Raw genomic sequence first — 15003 nt, 5'->3', positions numbered from 1 at the left:
AGCCCCTCGCTCACGCGTAGAGCGGGAACGCGTCGGTGAGCGCCTTCACGCGGGCGGCGAGCGCGGCGATGTCGGGGTCGGGCATCAGCGCGAGACCGATGATGTCGGCGACCTCGGTGAACTCAGCGTCGTCGAAGCCGCGCGTGGCGAGGGCCGACGTGCCGATGCGGACGCCGGAGGTGACCATCGGGGGGCGAGGGTCCCACGGGACGGAGTTGCGGTTGACGGTGATGCCGACGTCGTGCAGGAGGTTCTCGGCCTGCTTGCCGTCGACCTCGCTGGCGCGCAGGTCGACGAGCACCAGGTGCACGTCGGTGCCGCCGGTGAGGACGTCGATGCCGGCGGCCTTCGCGTCGGGAGCCGTCAGACGGGCGGCGAGCAGCTGGGCGCCGCGGATCGTGCGCTCCTGGCGGTCCTTGAACTCGGGCTCGGCCGCGAGCTTGAACGCCGTCGCCTTGGCGGCGATGACGTGCATCAGCGGGCCGCCCTGCTGGCCGGGGAACACGGCCGAGTTGAGCTTCTTGAACAGGGGCTCGTGGTTCGAGAGGATGACACCGGAGCGGGGGCCGGCGAGGGTCTTGTGCACGGTCGACGAGACGACGTGGGCGTGCGGCACCGGCGACGGGTGCAGCCCGGCGGCGACGAGGCCGGCGAAGTGGGCCATGTCGACCCAGAGGTAGGCGCCCACCTCGTCGGCGATGGCGCGGAACGCCTCGAAGTCGAGCTGGCGCGGGTAGGCCGACCAGCCGGCGATGATGACCTTCGGCTTGTGCTCGATCGCCTGGCGACGGACGACGTCCATGTCGATCAGGTAGGTCTCGGGGTCGACCTCGTAGGCGACGGCCTTGTACATCTTGCCCGAGAAGTTGAGCTTCATGCCGTGGGTGAGGTGGCCGCCGTGCGACAGCTCGAGGCCGAGGATCGTGTCGCCGATGTCGGCGAGCGCGGCGAGGACGGCGGCGTTGGCCTGCGCGCCGGAGTGCGGCTGGACGTTGGCGAAGTCGGCGCCGAAGAGCGACTTGGCGCGCTCGATGGCGAGGTTCTCGGCGACGTCGACGAACTCGCAGCCGCCGTAGTAGCGGCGGCCCGGGTAGCCCTCGGCGTACTTGTTGGTCAGCACGGAGCCCTGCGACTCGAGCACGGCGCGCGGCACGAAGTTCTCGGACGCGATCATCTCGAGGTAGTCGCGCTGACGGCCGAGCTCCTGCTCGAGCACGGCGGCGATCTCGGGGTCGACGACCGAGAGCGGCTCGTTGAAGGTCGACGGGAGTTTCTGGTCATGGGTCATGGGACTGCTCCTCGGCACACGGGACGGACGGGATCTGGTGTCGTGGCCCAGGCGTACGGCCACCAACCGTGTGTCAGTCGCTCCCCGATGGTCGACCATCTGAACGCCAGTCGCGACCGACTCAGCATAACGCGACGCCCCGCCGGCGGAAAGCGTCCGGCGCGCTCCCCGGCCCGGCGTGGCACCCTGGGTGCGTGAGCACCGCCCTCGACGACAATCGCACCGGCACCGAGGCCGAAGGCGACCTGCGCCTCCTCGCGGCCCCGGACACCCCGTGGGTGACCCTGGTGTGGGACGACCCGGTGAACCTGATGTCGTACGTGACGTACGTCTTCCAGACCTACTTCGGGTACCCGAAGGGGCGGTGCGAGCGGCTCATGATGCAGGTGCACACCACCGGCAAGGCGGCCGTCGCGACGGGACTGCGCGAAGCCATGGAGCGCCACGTCGAGGCCCTCCACGACTTCGGGCTCCGGGCCACCGTGTCGAAGGCCGACGAGTGATCCCGTTCCGCCGCGACGGCGACGCCCTCGTGCTGTCGCTGCGCGACCACGAACGCGGCCTGCTGACCGACCTGACCACGCAGCTCGTGCAGCTGCTCGAGGGCGGCGACCCCGGGGATCCGGCCGTCGCGCGCCTCCTGCCGTCGGCCTATCCCGACGACGCCGACGCCGCCGCCGAGTTCCGCCGCTTCACGGCCGACGATCTCACGACCCGGAAGATCGCCAACGCCCGGGCGGTGCTGGCCACGCTCGCGGACGACCCGGCGGGCGACGAGGCCGCCGACGAGCCGAGGAGGCGCGGTGCCGGTCGACGGAACCGGGCGCACGACGAGCGTCGCCTCGACACCGCGGCGCAGCAGTCGTGGCTGCGGAGCCTCACCGACCTGCGGCTGACCCTCGGGACGCGCCTGGGGGTCACCGACGAGGGGTTCCCCGAAGGGCACGAGGCACCCCAGCGCGTGATGCACGACGTGTACGACTGGCTCGGGTACCTGCAGGAGTCGCTCGTCCAGACGCTGACCCGCTGACGGCGCCGTCCGGGCGCGGCCGGCGGGTCGGACCGTGTCGGCCTACTTCTCTTTGGGGAACAGGAACCAGAGCACGACGTAGAGCAGCACCTGCGGGCCGGGCAGCACGATCGAGATCACGAACAGCAGCCGGACCAGGAACGGGCTGATGTTGAAGCGGTTGGCGAGGGCGGCGCAGACGCCGGCGATGACCTTGCCGCGACGGGGACGAGTGAGGGTAGCCATGACCCGAGCATGCCAGTCGGGCCTGACCGACGCCCGACGAGCCCCCGTCCGGCCGCCGCGTCCGCACCGCCCCCGGGGTCACTACGATGAACCCCAGAACGCCCCGGCGCGGGGTCCGGGCGTGCAAGAGGGGGAATCGTGGCGCAGTCGCGGTCCGGCGAGGCTCTGGGGGCCTCCTACCGGCTGGTCGAGCTGATCGGCACCGGCGCGGTCGGTGAGGTCTGGCGCGTCTCGGTCGCGGGCGCAGGCGAGACCGAGGGCGAGGCCGCGAGCGGCGAGGCGGCCGCGAAGCTCCTGAAGCCCGAGCACGCCGACGACTCGGCCCTGGTCGAGCGCTTCGTGCGCGAGCGCTCGGTGCTGCTGTCGCTGCGCCACCCCGGCATCGTGCGGGTGCGCGACCTCGTCGTCGAGGGCGACCGGCTCGCCATCGTCATGGACCTCGTGCCCGGCGGCTCGGTCGGCGACCTCCTCGCGCGGAGCGGCCCGCTGCCGGCCCGGGACGCCCTCACGCTCGCGGCCGAGGTCTTCGACGCCCTCTCGGCCGCCCATGCCCGCCAGGTGACCCACCGCGACGTCAAGCCCGACAACGTGCTCCTCGCCGAGCCCTGGCGCCCGGGCCTGACGGGTGCCGTGCGGGTCGGCGACTTCGGCATCGCGTCCGTGGTCGACGAGAAGCTCAGGCAGACGACGGGCCTCCTCGGCACCCCGCAGTACATGTCGCCCGAGCTGATCAGCCAGGGGCGCTCCGGGGCCGCGGGCGACGTCTACGCCACCGGCGTCATGCTCTACGAGCTGCTCGCGGGTCGCACGCCGTTCGCCGGCCCCGGCACCGACTTCACGGTCGCCTACCGGCACGTCACCTCGACTCCCCCGCGGCTCGATCTCCCCGACGATCTCTGGGCGGCCCTCGAGTCGCTGCTGTCGAAGGACCCCGCGGTCCGGCCCTCCGCCGCCGACGCCGCCAGCACCGTGCGCAGCCTCGCCGGTGCGCACGCCGGCCTCGCGGCCCTCCCCGCCGCCGTCGCACCCGATGGGTTCGCCGACGTCGAGCGTCCCGCGACGATCGTGCGGGGCGCGGCCGCCGGAGCGGTGACCCCCGGGACGATCCCGGGGGGCGCGAGCTCCGCACCGCAGACACCTGCCGGCGCCGACGACGCGGCCACCGCGACCCCGCCGGCCGAGCCGCTGCCCGACCTCGGCAGCGCGGGCTCGGCGACGATCGTGCGACCCCTGCGCCGTCCCGTCGGCGCCCCGGCGTCACGACCGGACACGGCCGAGGAGGCGCGCTCGGGTCGGCGTCCCGCCTGGCTGACGAACAGGACCATCGCGCTCGCGGCCGTCGGCGTCGTGCTCGTCGCGGCTCTCGTTGTCGGCCTGGTCTGGCTGCTGCCGAGCGGCGAGCCCGAGGCGACGCCGACCGCCCCCCACGCGGCGACGGCGAGCCAGCGCGACCCCGCGCTGCCGACCGGCCTCTCGATCACCCGCGACGCGAGCTACGACCCCGCCGAGGGCACCGTCGCCCTGACCCTCGACTACGCCGCCCAGAGCGCCCCGCTGACCGGCCCGCTGCTCGAGGTCGTGCCCGGGGTCGCCGACGGCGACGGCTGCCCGCCCGTGACCTGGACGGGCGCCACGGCGACGCGCAACCAGCCGTCGGTCACCGGGGTCACGGCCGACTGCGCCTGGACCCTGACCGGCGTGGACGTCCCCGCGGGCGGCCAGGTCGAGATCACCGCGACGCTGCCGGCGACCTTCGCGGACGGCGCCGCCCTCGACGCCTGGCTCGACGGCGCGGCCGCCGCGACCACGGAGGCGACCACCGACGAGACCGTGACCGGGACCTCGTATCCGGCCCAGCGCCTCCTCGGGGTCCAGGTCGTGACCCCCTCGCGGACGGTCAGCCAGACGCCGCTGACCGTCACGCTGGTGCCCGTCTGGGCCGGCGGGCCCGACGAGCTGAACCCGCTGTACTCGAGCCCGAGCACGGGGTCGCCGTCGCAGATGCTGGTCGACGTCGCCGGAGGGGAGGCCGGGGTCCGGTTCGCGGACGGCTGCGCCGGCGCCCTCGCGGTCTCGTCGGACGGGCTCGTCGTCACGGCCCTGTCCGTGGCGCCGTCGTGCGTGCTGAGGGCCACGGTCGGCAACTTCACGAACCTCGAGAGCTCGCCCTTCAGCATCACGACCCGCGAGTAGCCCGCGAGCGGGCTCGTCCGACCCGGCAGCGAGATCGAGTGGTCGGAAGATGCTCTTCGGAGCGCGACGACGAGCATCTTCCGACCACTCGATCGGCCACGAGCGCGAGTGCGAGCTGGCGAGAGCGCGCGCGAGCGCGAGCGAGGGCCCGAGGAGGCGCGGGTCAGGCGGTCCGCGCCGGCTCGGCCGCGCTCGGGCTCATCGCCTGCACGAGGCGCACGGCGCCGCCGACGCCGAGGTAGCCCCGCCCCTGGGTGAGGGCGACCGGCGCCCGCCGGGGCAGGGTCACGCCGAGCAGCTCTCCGTCGTAGTCGACGTCGGGCTGCAGCAGCACGCCGCAGCGCGACTTGCGGAGGGTCTTCGTCCAGTGGCTGTAGAGCGTCCGCAGATCCGCCGAGCGGCCGGCGGCGATCACGCAGAGGCCCGGCCGGTTGGCGGCGAGGAGCGACGCGATCGCCTGGTCCGTGTCGTCGAACCGCTCGGCGTCGTCGATCAGCAGCACCACCGGTCCGCGCTCGAGCCGCAGGGCCGCGAGCAGGGCCGGCACCTCGTCGGCGCCGACGGCGACCCGGTCGAGGGCGGCGTGCACGAGCGGCGAGCGGCGGTCGCCGATGCCCCAGACGACCGGACGCGCCGACCCCGAGGCCGTGCGCACCGACTCCGCGAGGGCCAGCAGCAGCGTCGACTTGCCCGACCGGGCGGGGCCGGCGACGAGCACGTGCTCGCCCTCGTAGACCTCGAGCAGGGCGGGCGTGAGGTCGTCCTCGCCGATGCCGACCGGCAGGCGCCAGGGCTCGCCGTCGAACGTCGGCGCGACGCCGAGCTCGTCGACGCGGATGTCGTCGGGCAGCTGTCCGATGGCGTTGGCCTTCGGCGCCGCGCCCTTCCAGGTCTCCGCCACGTGGGCGACGGCCTCGGCCAGCGACCCGCCGGGCGTGGCCACGTGCATCTGCAGGCGGCTCGTGACGTCGACGAGCCGGCCGGGCACCGGCGCGGGGATCGCCTTCGCCCGCACGCCCAGCGAGGCGTAGTCGTAGGGATCGGCGAGGCGGAACAGCCACTTCTGCGTCGTGACCTCGTCCATCGCCGAGGGCACCGCCTTGGCGCGGGTGGTCGACACGGCGAACGAGAGCCCGAGGGCGGGACCGTCGGCGTAGACCCGGTAGAGCAGGTCGAGCAGCTGCTGCCCCTCGTAGTCCTGCAGCTCATCGCGCAGCGCGGCGAGCCCGTCGAGCAGCACCACGGCACGGCGGCGGCCGAGGGGCTGCGCGCGCCGCTGCTCCAGCTCGGTGCGCAGGTGGCGGAGGAACCGCGCCTGCTGCTCCTTGGCCCCGCCGCCGGCGCCGACGTAGGCGACGGTGTGCGGCAGGTCGGCGAGCGGCGCGAGGTCGCGCGAGCCGAGGTCGAGCACGTAGAGGTCGAGGTCGTCCGGCGCGGTCTCGCGGGCGAGCGTGAGGCCGATGGTGGCGAGCGTGGTGCTCGTGCCGCTGCCCGGGATCCCCATCACGAGCAGGTTGCCCTGGTCGAGGTCCCACCCGGCCGGGCTCTGCCGCTGCAGGTCGGGCTCGTCGGCCAGCGCCACCGTGACCCGATCGCCCTGCACGCCGCCGACGACGGGCGCGGCGACGATCGACCGGCCGCCGTCCGACGCGACGCCCTCGTCCGGCGCGGCGCCCTCGTCCGGAGCCTGGTCCGTCGGGAAGCCCGCCAGCGCGACCCGCTCGCCGAGCGCCTCCGGCCAGACCTGCCGAGGAGGCGCGAAGCCGGCCTCCGCGTCGGCCGCCACGACCGCGTCGATGAGCTCGTCGAGGTCGGTCGCGTCCTTCGCCGAGGCGCGCGGACCGGCTGGACGGGGCGCCGGCACGCCGAACATGCCGATCTCGCGCACGCTGACGGCCTCGGCCGTCGCCGCCTGGGCGCGGCCCGTGACGAGAGCGGTCTGCACCGGCGTGATGTCGTCCTGCCCGAGCTTCACGTACGCGCGTCCGGTCTGCGCCCGCGAGATTCCCGCGGCGGCCGGCACGCCGATCACGTTGCTGCTGTCCTCGCGGCTCTGCACCCGCAGCGCGACGCGGAGGTTGGTGTTGGCGAGGATGTCGTCGTTGACGACGCCCGCGGGCCGCTGCGTCGCGAGGATCATGTGCACGCCGAGCGTGCGCCCGACGGCGGCGACGCTGACCAGCGAGCTCAGCACGTCGGGGAAGTCCTTCGCGAGCATCGCGAACTCGTCGACGACGAGGAGGAGGCGCGGCATCGGCTCCGCGGGCGACGTCGCCAGGTACGCCTCGAGGTTGTCGATGTCGTCGCCGGCCTCGGCGAACACGCGCTGACGCCGCTGCATCTCGGCCTCGAGCGAGCGGAGCGCCCGGTCGGCGAGCTGCTCGTCGAGGTTGCTGATGGTGCCGATGGTGTGCGGCAGCCGCTCGCAGGCGGCGAACGCGGCGCCGCCCTTGAAGTCGATGAGGATGAAGTTCAGGCGGGTCGGGTCGTTGCGGGCCGCGAGTCCGGCGACCAGCGAGCGGAGGAACTCGCTCTTGCCCGAGCCGGTGGTGCCGCCGACGAGGCCGTGCGGGCCGTCGGCCACGAGGTCGAGGGTCAGCACGCCCGACTCGGACGACCCGATCGGGGTCGAGACGCCGGACGGCTGGCGCCACATCGTGCGGACGGCCTCGGCGTCGAGCCGGGGCGCACCGAGCAGCTCGGGCAGCCGCACGAGCGAGGGCAGCGAGGCGCCGGGCACGATGAGCTCGGGGTCGTCGAAGTGCGCGAGGTGCCGGGCGCAGGTCTCGGCGGTGGCGACGTCGACCCCGGCGAGCACGACGTCGTCGACCCGGGTGCGGTCCTCGGGCCGGTGCACGGTCGCGGCGGCGTCCTCGCCGACGACCACGACGGTGGTGCACGAGGCGGGCAGCTGCTCCTCGGAGGTGGCGATGACGATGCCGCTCACCCGGACCGTCCGTTCGTTCGTGCGGAGCGACGACCCCGACACCGAGCGACCGTGGCCGAGGATGGCGCGGGCGGGCGCGTCGCGGCCCTCGGTCAGCACCTCGGAGTCGAGGACGACCAGGAGCGCGGGGGTCGGCAGCTCGTCGACCGTCTCGCGGAGGCCGCGCAGCATCGACACGCTCGCCTCGCGGCGAGCCGACATCCAGCGGTCGCCCGTGCTGCTGCCGACCTGGCGGGTGTGCGGCAGCCACGAGGCCCACTCCCAGTCGCCGTCGCGACCGGGGTCGCAGAACGTGCCGATGGTCAGGTCGGCGGGGCCGCAGTGCACGGCGGCCTGGGCCAGCAGGCTGCGGGCGAGCGCGAGCGCCCCCGCACGATCGCCGACGATGCCGACGACGCCCGCGTCGGTGAGATCGACGACCACCGGGGCCGCGGACAGGCGGCCGGCGGCGAGGGCCTCCTTGACGACGTCGTCGAGACGGGTCGACCCGCGGTCGTCGACCTGGGGCCGCCAGGGCACGTCTCCGGTGCCGGCGTGCAGGGCGAGGAAGTCGTCGGCGCCGACCCGACGCTGCCAGAGGAGCGTGGTCGGCAGCTCCGGGCGACGCAGCACCGTGGCGGGGTCGGGCACGAGATCGTGGCGGCGCCGCGCCTCCTCGGCTGCGGCCTCGGCGATCTCGGCACGGAATCCGTCGACCGCCGTCGAGAAGCGCTCCTCCTCCTCCGTCAGGTTCTTCGAGCGACGGTGCTTCTGCTCGAGCCACATGCCGATGGCCGTGACCGGGCTGAGCAGCGCGAAGAGCGCGAAGCGGGCGTCGCCGAGCAGGGCGACCATCGCGCCGGCCAGCAGCAGCGGGGCCAGCACGGTGATGTAGCTGAACTTCGACGCCGGCGGCACCTCCTTGCGCGCGGGCGGCTGCACGGGCTCGCCGTCGTCGGTGCGACCGGGTCGGGGCGGCCGGTTGAAGGGAGCCGTGGAGGCGGGGGTCAGATTGCGCAGGGAGCCGGGCGCGGGCACCGTGGTCTCGACCAGGGCGGGCCGCACGAGCAGCACGGCGCCGCCGACGATCACGGTCGTCGACTCGGTGATCACGACCCCCTCGGCGTCGACGCGCTCCCCGTCGATCAGGGTGCCGTTCGTCGATCCGGCGTCGCGGATCCGCACGCCCTCGTCGTCGTGCTCGACGGTGCAGTGCTCCCACGAGGCGCTGGCGGTGGGCAGGACGAGGTCGGCCTGCGGCGCCCGTCCGACGACGAGCCTGCGCGTGCGGGGCACCTCGACGACCTGGCCGGCGGTGAGCCCGCCGGCGAGGGTGACGCTCCAGTCCGTCACCCGGCGGCGGCGTGCGCCCGGGGTGCGGGCGATGCGCGAGCCCTCGAGCAGCACGAGCTCGTCGAGCGGGGTGTCGAGCGGCACGGCCGCCTCGTCGACGAACAGGTCGGCGTCGCCGGCGAGCGGGGTGCCGCGCGCGGCGGTCACGAGCTCTCCGAGGGTCGCCGACGGCTGCCAGCGGTCGACGTCGATGCTCCGACGGTCGCCGTCGAGGTCGATCAGCACGCGCATCGTGGGCCTCGTCAGCCGTCGGTCGGTTCGGCGAACCAGATCAGGCGGGCGGCGCCGCCGTCGGAGGCGGGTCGGAGGCCGAGGTCCTGCGGCGACGCGGTGAGTGCGACGACGCCGGCGGTGAGAGCCTGGGGCGCCGTGAAGTCGAGCTCGGGCCCGGCGACGCCGTCGGCGGCGCCGAGGCTCAGCGTGGACAGCGCGTCGGCGACGGCGCCCGGCTCGACGGAGTCGGCCGCGCCGACCGCGCGCACCAGGGCGACGACGGCGTCGTGGCTGCGCGCGTCGGCGGCGCCCGCGACGGCCGAGAACGGCTGGTCGCCGGTCAGGTTGGTCGCGTCGGCGTCCTGCGCCAGGACGCGGACCCCGCCGAGGAACGCCGAGAGCGAGCGCCCGGCGGCGTCGCCGCGGAGGGCGACGGCGTCGTCGGTCTCGACGCCGACCGTCACGAGCGAGCCGGACAGGCTGGCGCCGTCCTCCCTCAGCGCGGTCGAGAAGGCCGGGCTGGTGGCTTCGGGCGTGAGCACGACGGGCACGGCGAGGTCGGCGGTCTGCAGGGCGGCGACGACCGCCGCCTGCCGGGTGGCGGAGCCGCTGACGACGACGGCGTCGGCCGGGTCGGTCACCGGCTCGGTCTCGGCCTCGGTCGCCGAGGAGGCGCTGGTCGCGTCGTCCCCGCCGGTGGCGGTCGTCGACGGCGCCCCGGTCAGGCGCGCGACCTCGGTGCCGAGCTCGCCGTCGGCGGCGCTCGACGTGGCGTTGAGGGTGCGGGCGAACTCCACGCCGACGGGCGCTCCGCCCCCGGCGTCGATCAGCAGGGTGCGGGCGGAGTCGGCCAGGGCCGCGGTCAGGGCGGAGCCGACCCGGTCGGCCGCGGGGGCCGTCGACCAGACGCCCCCGTCGACGCCGTCGGGCACGGCCTCGTAGGGCAGGACCACGGGGATGCCGGCGTCGGCCGCGGCGTCGACGGCCCCGGCCACGTGGGGGCCCGAGCTCGCGACGACGATGCCGGCGACGCCCTGCTGCGCGAGGGCCTCGACGGCCTCGCGCGCACCGGTCTCGGTGCCGCCGTCGTTCTCGGTGACGACGGAGACGTCTCCCCCGCCGAGCTCGAGACGACGCTCGGCGACGAGGGCGCCCTGGGCGGCGCCGTTCCAGTCGGCTCCCTCGGCCCCGGGGCCGAGGGTCAGCACGACGCCGACGGTCGTGCCGTCGGGCACGCCCGAGGCGTCGAGGGCGACGGGCACGGTGGCGGCGACGGGCTCGCCGACGGGCTGGTCGTCGTTCCGGACGACGACGACGGCGATCACGACGGCGGCGGCCACGACGACGGCTCCGGCCGCGAGGCCGATGGCGAGTCCGCGGCGGCGCGGGCGGCGGGGTCGGGTGTCGGCGGCGGTCACGTCGGCCGCCTCGGGCTCGGTGCCGCGGGTCTCGTCGCTCATCGTGCGCCTCCGATCCGGAAGGCGTAGAGCGTGGTCGACGTCGCGCCGGACGGCACGTCGAGGTGGAACGCCGGCAGGGCCGTCGCAGCCTCGAGCGACGCGGTGAACTGGGCCTGGCGCAGCATGATGCCCGCGATGTCGTCGGCGCGCACGTTGGCGTAGCCGGCGGCGTTCTGCGAGGCGAGCGCGAGCTGGAAGTCGGCCGTGTCGGCCTTCGCCGCACTGGTCGCCATGGCTCCGAGGATCCCCGACCCCTCGACCTCGCGGTCGCCCAGGTCGAGCATGACCTTGGCGAGGTCGCCGGCGAGCAGCGTCGAGGCTCCCTCGACGTCGCGGGTCGAGTTCTGCGTGCTCTGGGCGATGCGCTCGAGCGTCGACGCGGTCTGCTCGTCCACAGCGGCGGCGAGACCGGAGGTCTGCTCGCCGAGGTCGGCGCGCTGACCCTCGATGGTCTCCTTCGCGTCCCCGACGACGACGTCCGACGTCGACGACAGCCCGGCCACCGAACGGTCGAAGGCGTCGATCACGGATTCGCGGCTGACGGCGCCCTGAGCGGAGACCACCCGGACCTGCGAGCGGATCAGGCCCTCGATCTCCGTCGACGCCTCGGTCGACGCGTCGGCGAAGGCGTCCTCGACCTGGTCGGCGAGGGCGTCCTGCTGGCTCTTCAGCGCGGCGAGCCGGGTGCTCACCTCGATGCTCTGCTCCTGGGCCTCGTCGACCGTCGACTGCAGGGCGGCGATGGAGGACTCCAGTCCGCCGTTCCCCGCCTGGATCGTGCGTTCGAGCTGATCGATCGCCTCGTCGAGGTTGTCGGTCGTCGTCTGGAACGTCGCGATCGTGTCGCCGATGCCGCCGGGCTGGCGGTCGCGGTCGACGTCGGTCGCCGTGATGAGGGCCTCCCACGCGGTTGCCTGGTCGGTGAGACGGTCGCTCATCGGGTCGGAGTAAGGGAACGGAGCCCGCAGGTCCTGCGTGCTCGCGCCTCCTGCGCTCTCGTCGCCGATCGACGCGGGGGCGATCGTCGGGTCGACGGTCGGCTCGGCGGTCGGCTCGGCGGTCGGTTCCGCCGTGGGGCTCGCCGTCGGGGCCGTGGTCGGCGTGGCGGTGGGCTCCGGGGTCGGGGTGGATCCGTCGCCGTCGCCGCCGCCGTTGTCGTCGGGGACGTCGCAGGGGACGTCGGTCAGGTAGGAGCGCAGGTACTCGACCTCGGAGCGCGAGAGGCCGTCGCCGAAGCCGCTGCCGATGACGTCGCAGAGCTCGTCGGCCAGCTTGGCGTTCTGCCCCTGCATCGTGAGCGAGCGGAAGGGATCGTCGGCGTCGGGCGCGTTGCCGATCCGGTCGCGCGCCTGCTGGGCGCGGTCGTGGACCCCGCTGACCTGGTCGCGCAGCGTCGGGACGCCGACGGACACGGAGTCGGCGGTCGCTCGCAGCGCCTCGAGGGCGCGGGCGACGTCGTCCTCGGAGGCGTCGTCGGACAGCGCGGCGAGCTGGGCGTCGAGCTCGCCGAGATCGCCGGCGAGGAGGTCGTTGCTCTCGATGGCCTGCTGGGCCAGCTCGGGCTGGAGCTGGTCGGCCAGCTCGGTGCCATCGCTGACGAGGCCGATGAGGGCCGCGGTCACGGTGACCGACGAGGCGTACAGCGAGCAGGTCAGCGATGCGGCCGTGGCGCAGCTCTCGGCATCGGGTTCGGCCGGGCCGACGGTGCGCTGCAGCTCGGCGGCGACCTGGTCGCGGCAGCCGACGGTCGACTGCGCGTAGCCGTCGAGCTGGGCGGAGACCTGCAGCAGGCTGCCGTAGACGCTGGAGGCCTCGCCGGGCGGCGAGACGACCGCGGCGCAGCCGGCGCCGTCGATGGTCACGGTCGGCGCGGTGGCCGAGGTGTCGCCGAGCAGGGAGTCGACGCTCGACACGGTCTGCTGCAGCTGCGACAGGACGACGGACTGCGTGCCGCTGACCGTCGAGCTGAGGTCGGTCTCGAGCGAGCCGAGCTGTCCGTTGAGGCCGTCCATGGTGGCGGCGAGCGACGAGCTGCTCTCGGCGAGCTGCTCGGACGTGCGGACGCCGAGGGTCTCGGAGGTGCTCTCGAGGTTGGTGCGGACCTCGGTGATGGTCTCGCCCGCGCGGCTGAGCACGGTGTTGACGTCGGAGACCAGGTCGATCGTGCGCTGCTGGAGGGCGAGCTCGGAGGTGGTGCTCGAGTCGAAGGCCGATCCGAGCACGCCGTCGACGGTGAGGTCGGTGGAGATTCCCGGCTGGGCGGCGAGGTCGATGGTCGGGGTGGCGAAGTCGGTGACGTCGGCGACGAGGCGCAGCGTGGTGCTCGCACCCGAGCGGGGCGGGGCCAGCACGGCGGCCCACTGGACGACGGCGTCGCCGTCGTCGGTGGTGCTGACGATGCCGTCGGTGCCGGAGCTCGTGCCGTCGCCGGCCGAGTCGGTGACGATCTGGCTGGGCGAGACGCCCTCGAGCACGGTCGAGGCGGCGAGGCTGAGCGGGGCCCCGACGAGAGCCGAGTCGGTGCGCGAGCTGCCGGCGACGTCGTAGGTGAGCGTCTTCGGTGCGACCGTGAGGTTCTCGACCGTCAGGTCGATCTCGATGCGGCCGTCGTAGCCGTCGAGGTCGGCCAGGTCGGTGCCGGTGGCGTCGTCGGTGCGGTACTGGGTGCTGACCCGGATGGGCAGGTCGCCGGCGACGTCGGCGGGCGCGTGCTCGGCCGTGGCGGTCGAGGAGGTGCCGGCTGCGTCGTCGACGGAGATGGTCGTGCTCGAGACGGCTGTGATCGACCCGTCGGAGGCGAGCGCGGTGTCGACCGTCTGCAGGATCTTCGAGGGGTTGTCCACCTCGGTGTCGCCCGAGGTGCAGGCCGTCGCGAGCAGCACGACCACCCCCACGGTGGCGATGGCGCCGAGCGCCCGTCCCCCACGTCGTGTTCGCAGAGCTGTGCCGTTTGTGTTGTCACCCCTGGCCATGAAGACCGATCCCCCTCGTACGTGCTTCCCTTCGAGCATGATAGGGGCCCTGCGAGCCCTCCGTCACCGTCGCCCTGTCCCCCAACCGGGTCGTGGGCGGGCCCTGACACAGACGGATCGGTGCACGGGCGCGGATCGGTGGCTGTCGGGCGTCGGATCGGAGGGCACGATCCCTCATCGCTCCCGGCGTGACCAGAGGCGGCGGCGGGGGCGGACGGCCTCACGGGTGATCTCCCGTTCCCGGGCGAAGTCGTCGCCGTCGATGGAGCGCGCCAGCGTGCGCCAGGCGAGGTGGGTGACCACCGCCTCCCCGGTGGTCAGGCTGCCGTCCCGGGGGTCGGCCGAGGGGGGACGCGGGATGCCGCGGGCGAGGAGCCGTCCGACGCTCGGATCGAACGCGGACTCGGGGGTCGGCGTGATCATCACGTGCAGCAGAGGCCGCACCCGGGGAGGCCGGTCGAGCGGGGTGATGGCCTCGCGATCGGTGTGGAGGACGGGGGCGGTCGCCAGGAGGTGCGGTGACGGCAGCGTGCCGTCGTCGTCCCAGAGCAGGACCTCCACCAGCGGCGACCGGTCGGCGGTTCCGCCGTGGCCGACCACGACCGCGACGGCGCGTGCACCGGACGGGGCGGTGAGGACGACCGCGTCGCCGACCTCGAAGCGGACTCCGTGGTCGATCCGTCGGGCGGGCGGTGCCGGCGCGGGCTGCGGGCCCGTCAGCTCGACGCGGAGGCGTTCGAGCTCGACCTGGCGTTCGGCGGCGAGGTCGGCGTCCTCGTCGGCCCAGCGGGAGACGTCGCCGCCGCGGGCGATCAGGTCGAGGGCCGTCGCCTGGACCTCGGGCTGGAGCAGCCCGGTCTCGTGCTGCGACGCGGCGAGCGCCAGCCAGAACACGATGGACGACTCCGGGCCGGCGTCGAGGAGGGTGTGGGCGTCGATCAGCCGAGTGGAGAGGGTCGCCGGCTCGACCCCGTCGGCGATCCCCGCGAGCCAGTCGTCGCGCACGTCGGCGGCGAGATCGTCCGCGAAGATCTCCGTACCCCAGGCCCCCATGCGCCCGACCCTACTGCGGCCGCGCTCGTGCTGCTGCCGCTGTCGCAGTTGCTGTTGCTGTTGCTGTCGCCGTCGCCGTCGCCGTCGCCGTCGCGACGACATGTGTTCGCTTCGGACCTATTACGCATCCATGCGTAAGACATGTGTTCGCTTCGGACCTATTACGCATCCATGCGTAATAGGTGGGCGACGATGACGGGGTCCGTGGCACCCGACACCGTCGCGGGGACGGCACCAGCGCGACAGTGCGGCATCAGCAGGATCATGCGGTGCGGGCGGGATCGTGCGGC

At 74.2% G+C, this 15003-nt stretch carries 9 protein-coding genes and 1 riboswitch; of the genes, 3 read left to right on the top strand and 6 right to left on the bottom strand.

The window, feature by feature from the left end; all coding sequences use genetic code 11:
- Nucleotides 1-10: 10 nt before the first annotated feature.
- Entirely contained in the window at nt 11-1288 is a 1278-nt protein-coding gene (glyA, locus tag FFA01_RS01945; protein ID WP_146852455.1) for a serine hydroxymethyltransferase, read from the bottom strand.
- Nucleotides 1289-1326: 38 nt separating this feature from the next.
- Nucleotides 1327-1412: riboswitch (ZMP/ZTP riboswitch) on the bottom strand.
- A gap of 70 nt (nt 1413-1482) precedes the next feature.
- Here glyA and clpS point away from each other — a divergent pair.
- Both clpS and FFA01_RS01935 read left to right on the top strand, forming a co-directional pair.
- Nucleotides 1483-1791 carry an ATP-dependent Clp protease adapter ClpS gene (clpS, locus tag FFA01_RS01940; RefSeq protein WP_146852453.1) on the top strand — a complete coding sequence of 103 codons (309 nt, stop codon included), beginning with the start codon at nt 1483-1485 and terminating at the stop codon, nt 1789-1791.
- Complete coding sequence (locus FFA01_RS01935) at nt 1788-2318, top strand: DUF2017 family protein (RefSeq protein ID WP_146852451.1); 531 nt, start codon at nt 1788-1790, stop codon at nt 2316-2318. Before clpS ends, FFA01_RS01935 begins: the two co-directional genes overlap by 4 nt.
- A 42-nt stretch (nt 2319-2360) precedes the next feature.
- On the opposite strand, the gene FFA01_RS01930 is transcribed toward FFA01_RS01935, so the two are convergent.
- On the bottom strand, nt 2361-2543 hold the full coding sequence (locus FFA01_RS01930; RefSeq protein ID WP_146852449.1) for a PspC domain-containing protein: 183 nt from the start codon (nt 2541-2543) through the stop codon (nt 2361-2363).
- A gap of 138 nt (nt 2544-2681) precedes the next feature.
- Here FFA01_RS01930 and FFA01_RS01925 point away from each other — a divergent pair, with 138 nt between their 5' ends.
- A complete protein-coding gene (locus FFA01_RS01925; protein ID WP_146852447.1) occupies nt 2682-4736 on the top strand; it encodes a serine/threonine-protein kinase in 2055 nt (684 codons plus the stop codon).
- Between the two features lie 163 nt (nt 4737-4899).
- Here the strand turns inward: FFA01_RS01925 and FFA01_RS01920 are convergent, their stop codons facing one another.
- The 4 genes from FFA01_RS01920 to FFA01_RS01905 all read right to left on the bottom strand — a co-directional run bounded on the left by FFA01_RS01920 (nt 4900) and on the right by FFA01_RS01905 (nt 14713).
- A complete protein-coding gene (locus tag FFA01_RS01920) occupies nt 4900-9246 on the bottom strand; it encodes a type VII secretion EssC family protein (RefSeq protein WP_146852444.1) in 4347 nt (1448 codons plus the stop codon).
- An 11-nt stretch (nt 9247-9257) separates the two neighbouring features.
- Nucleotides 9258-10688 carry a type 1 periplasmic-binding domain-containing protein gene (locus tag FFA01_RS01915; protein ID WP_146852442.1) on the bottom strand — a complete coding sequence of 477 codons (1431 nt, stop codon included), beginning with the start codon at nt 10686-10688 and terminating at the stop codon, nt 9258-9260.
- A complete protein-coding gene (locus FFA01_RS01910; RefSeq protein ID WP_146852440.1) occupies nt 10685-13660 on the bottom strand; it encodes an autotransporter outer membrane beta-barrel domain-containing protein in 2976 nt (991 codons plus the stop codon). Before FFA01_RS01910 ends, FFA01_RS01915 begins: the two co-directional genes overlap by 4 nt.
- A gap of 174 nt (nt 13661-13834) precedes the next feature.
- The gene (locus FFA01_RS01905) at nt 13835-14713 is read right to left on the bottom strand and encodes a hypothetical protein (RefSeq protein ID WP_146852438.1); all 879 of its coding nucleotides are present in this window, start codon (nt 14711-14713) and stop codon (nt 13835-13837) included.
- Nucleotides 14714-15003: the final 290 nt, after the last annotated feature.

The organism is Frigoribacterium faeni (assembly GCF_007988805.1).
Taxonomy (GTDB): domain Bacteria; phylum Actinomycetota; class Actinomycetes; order Actinomycetales; family Microbacteriaceae; genus Frigoribacterium; species Frigoribacterium faeni.
The sequence above is the reverse complement of the archived record's forward strand: the minus strand, read 5'-3'. Positions and strand labels throughout refer to the sequence as shown.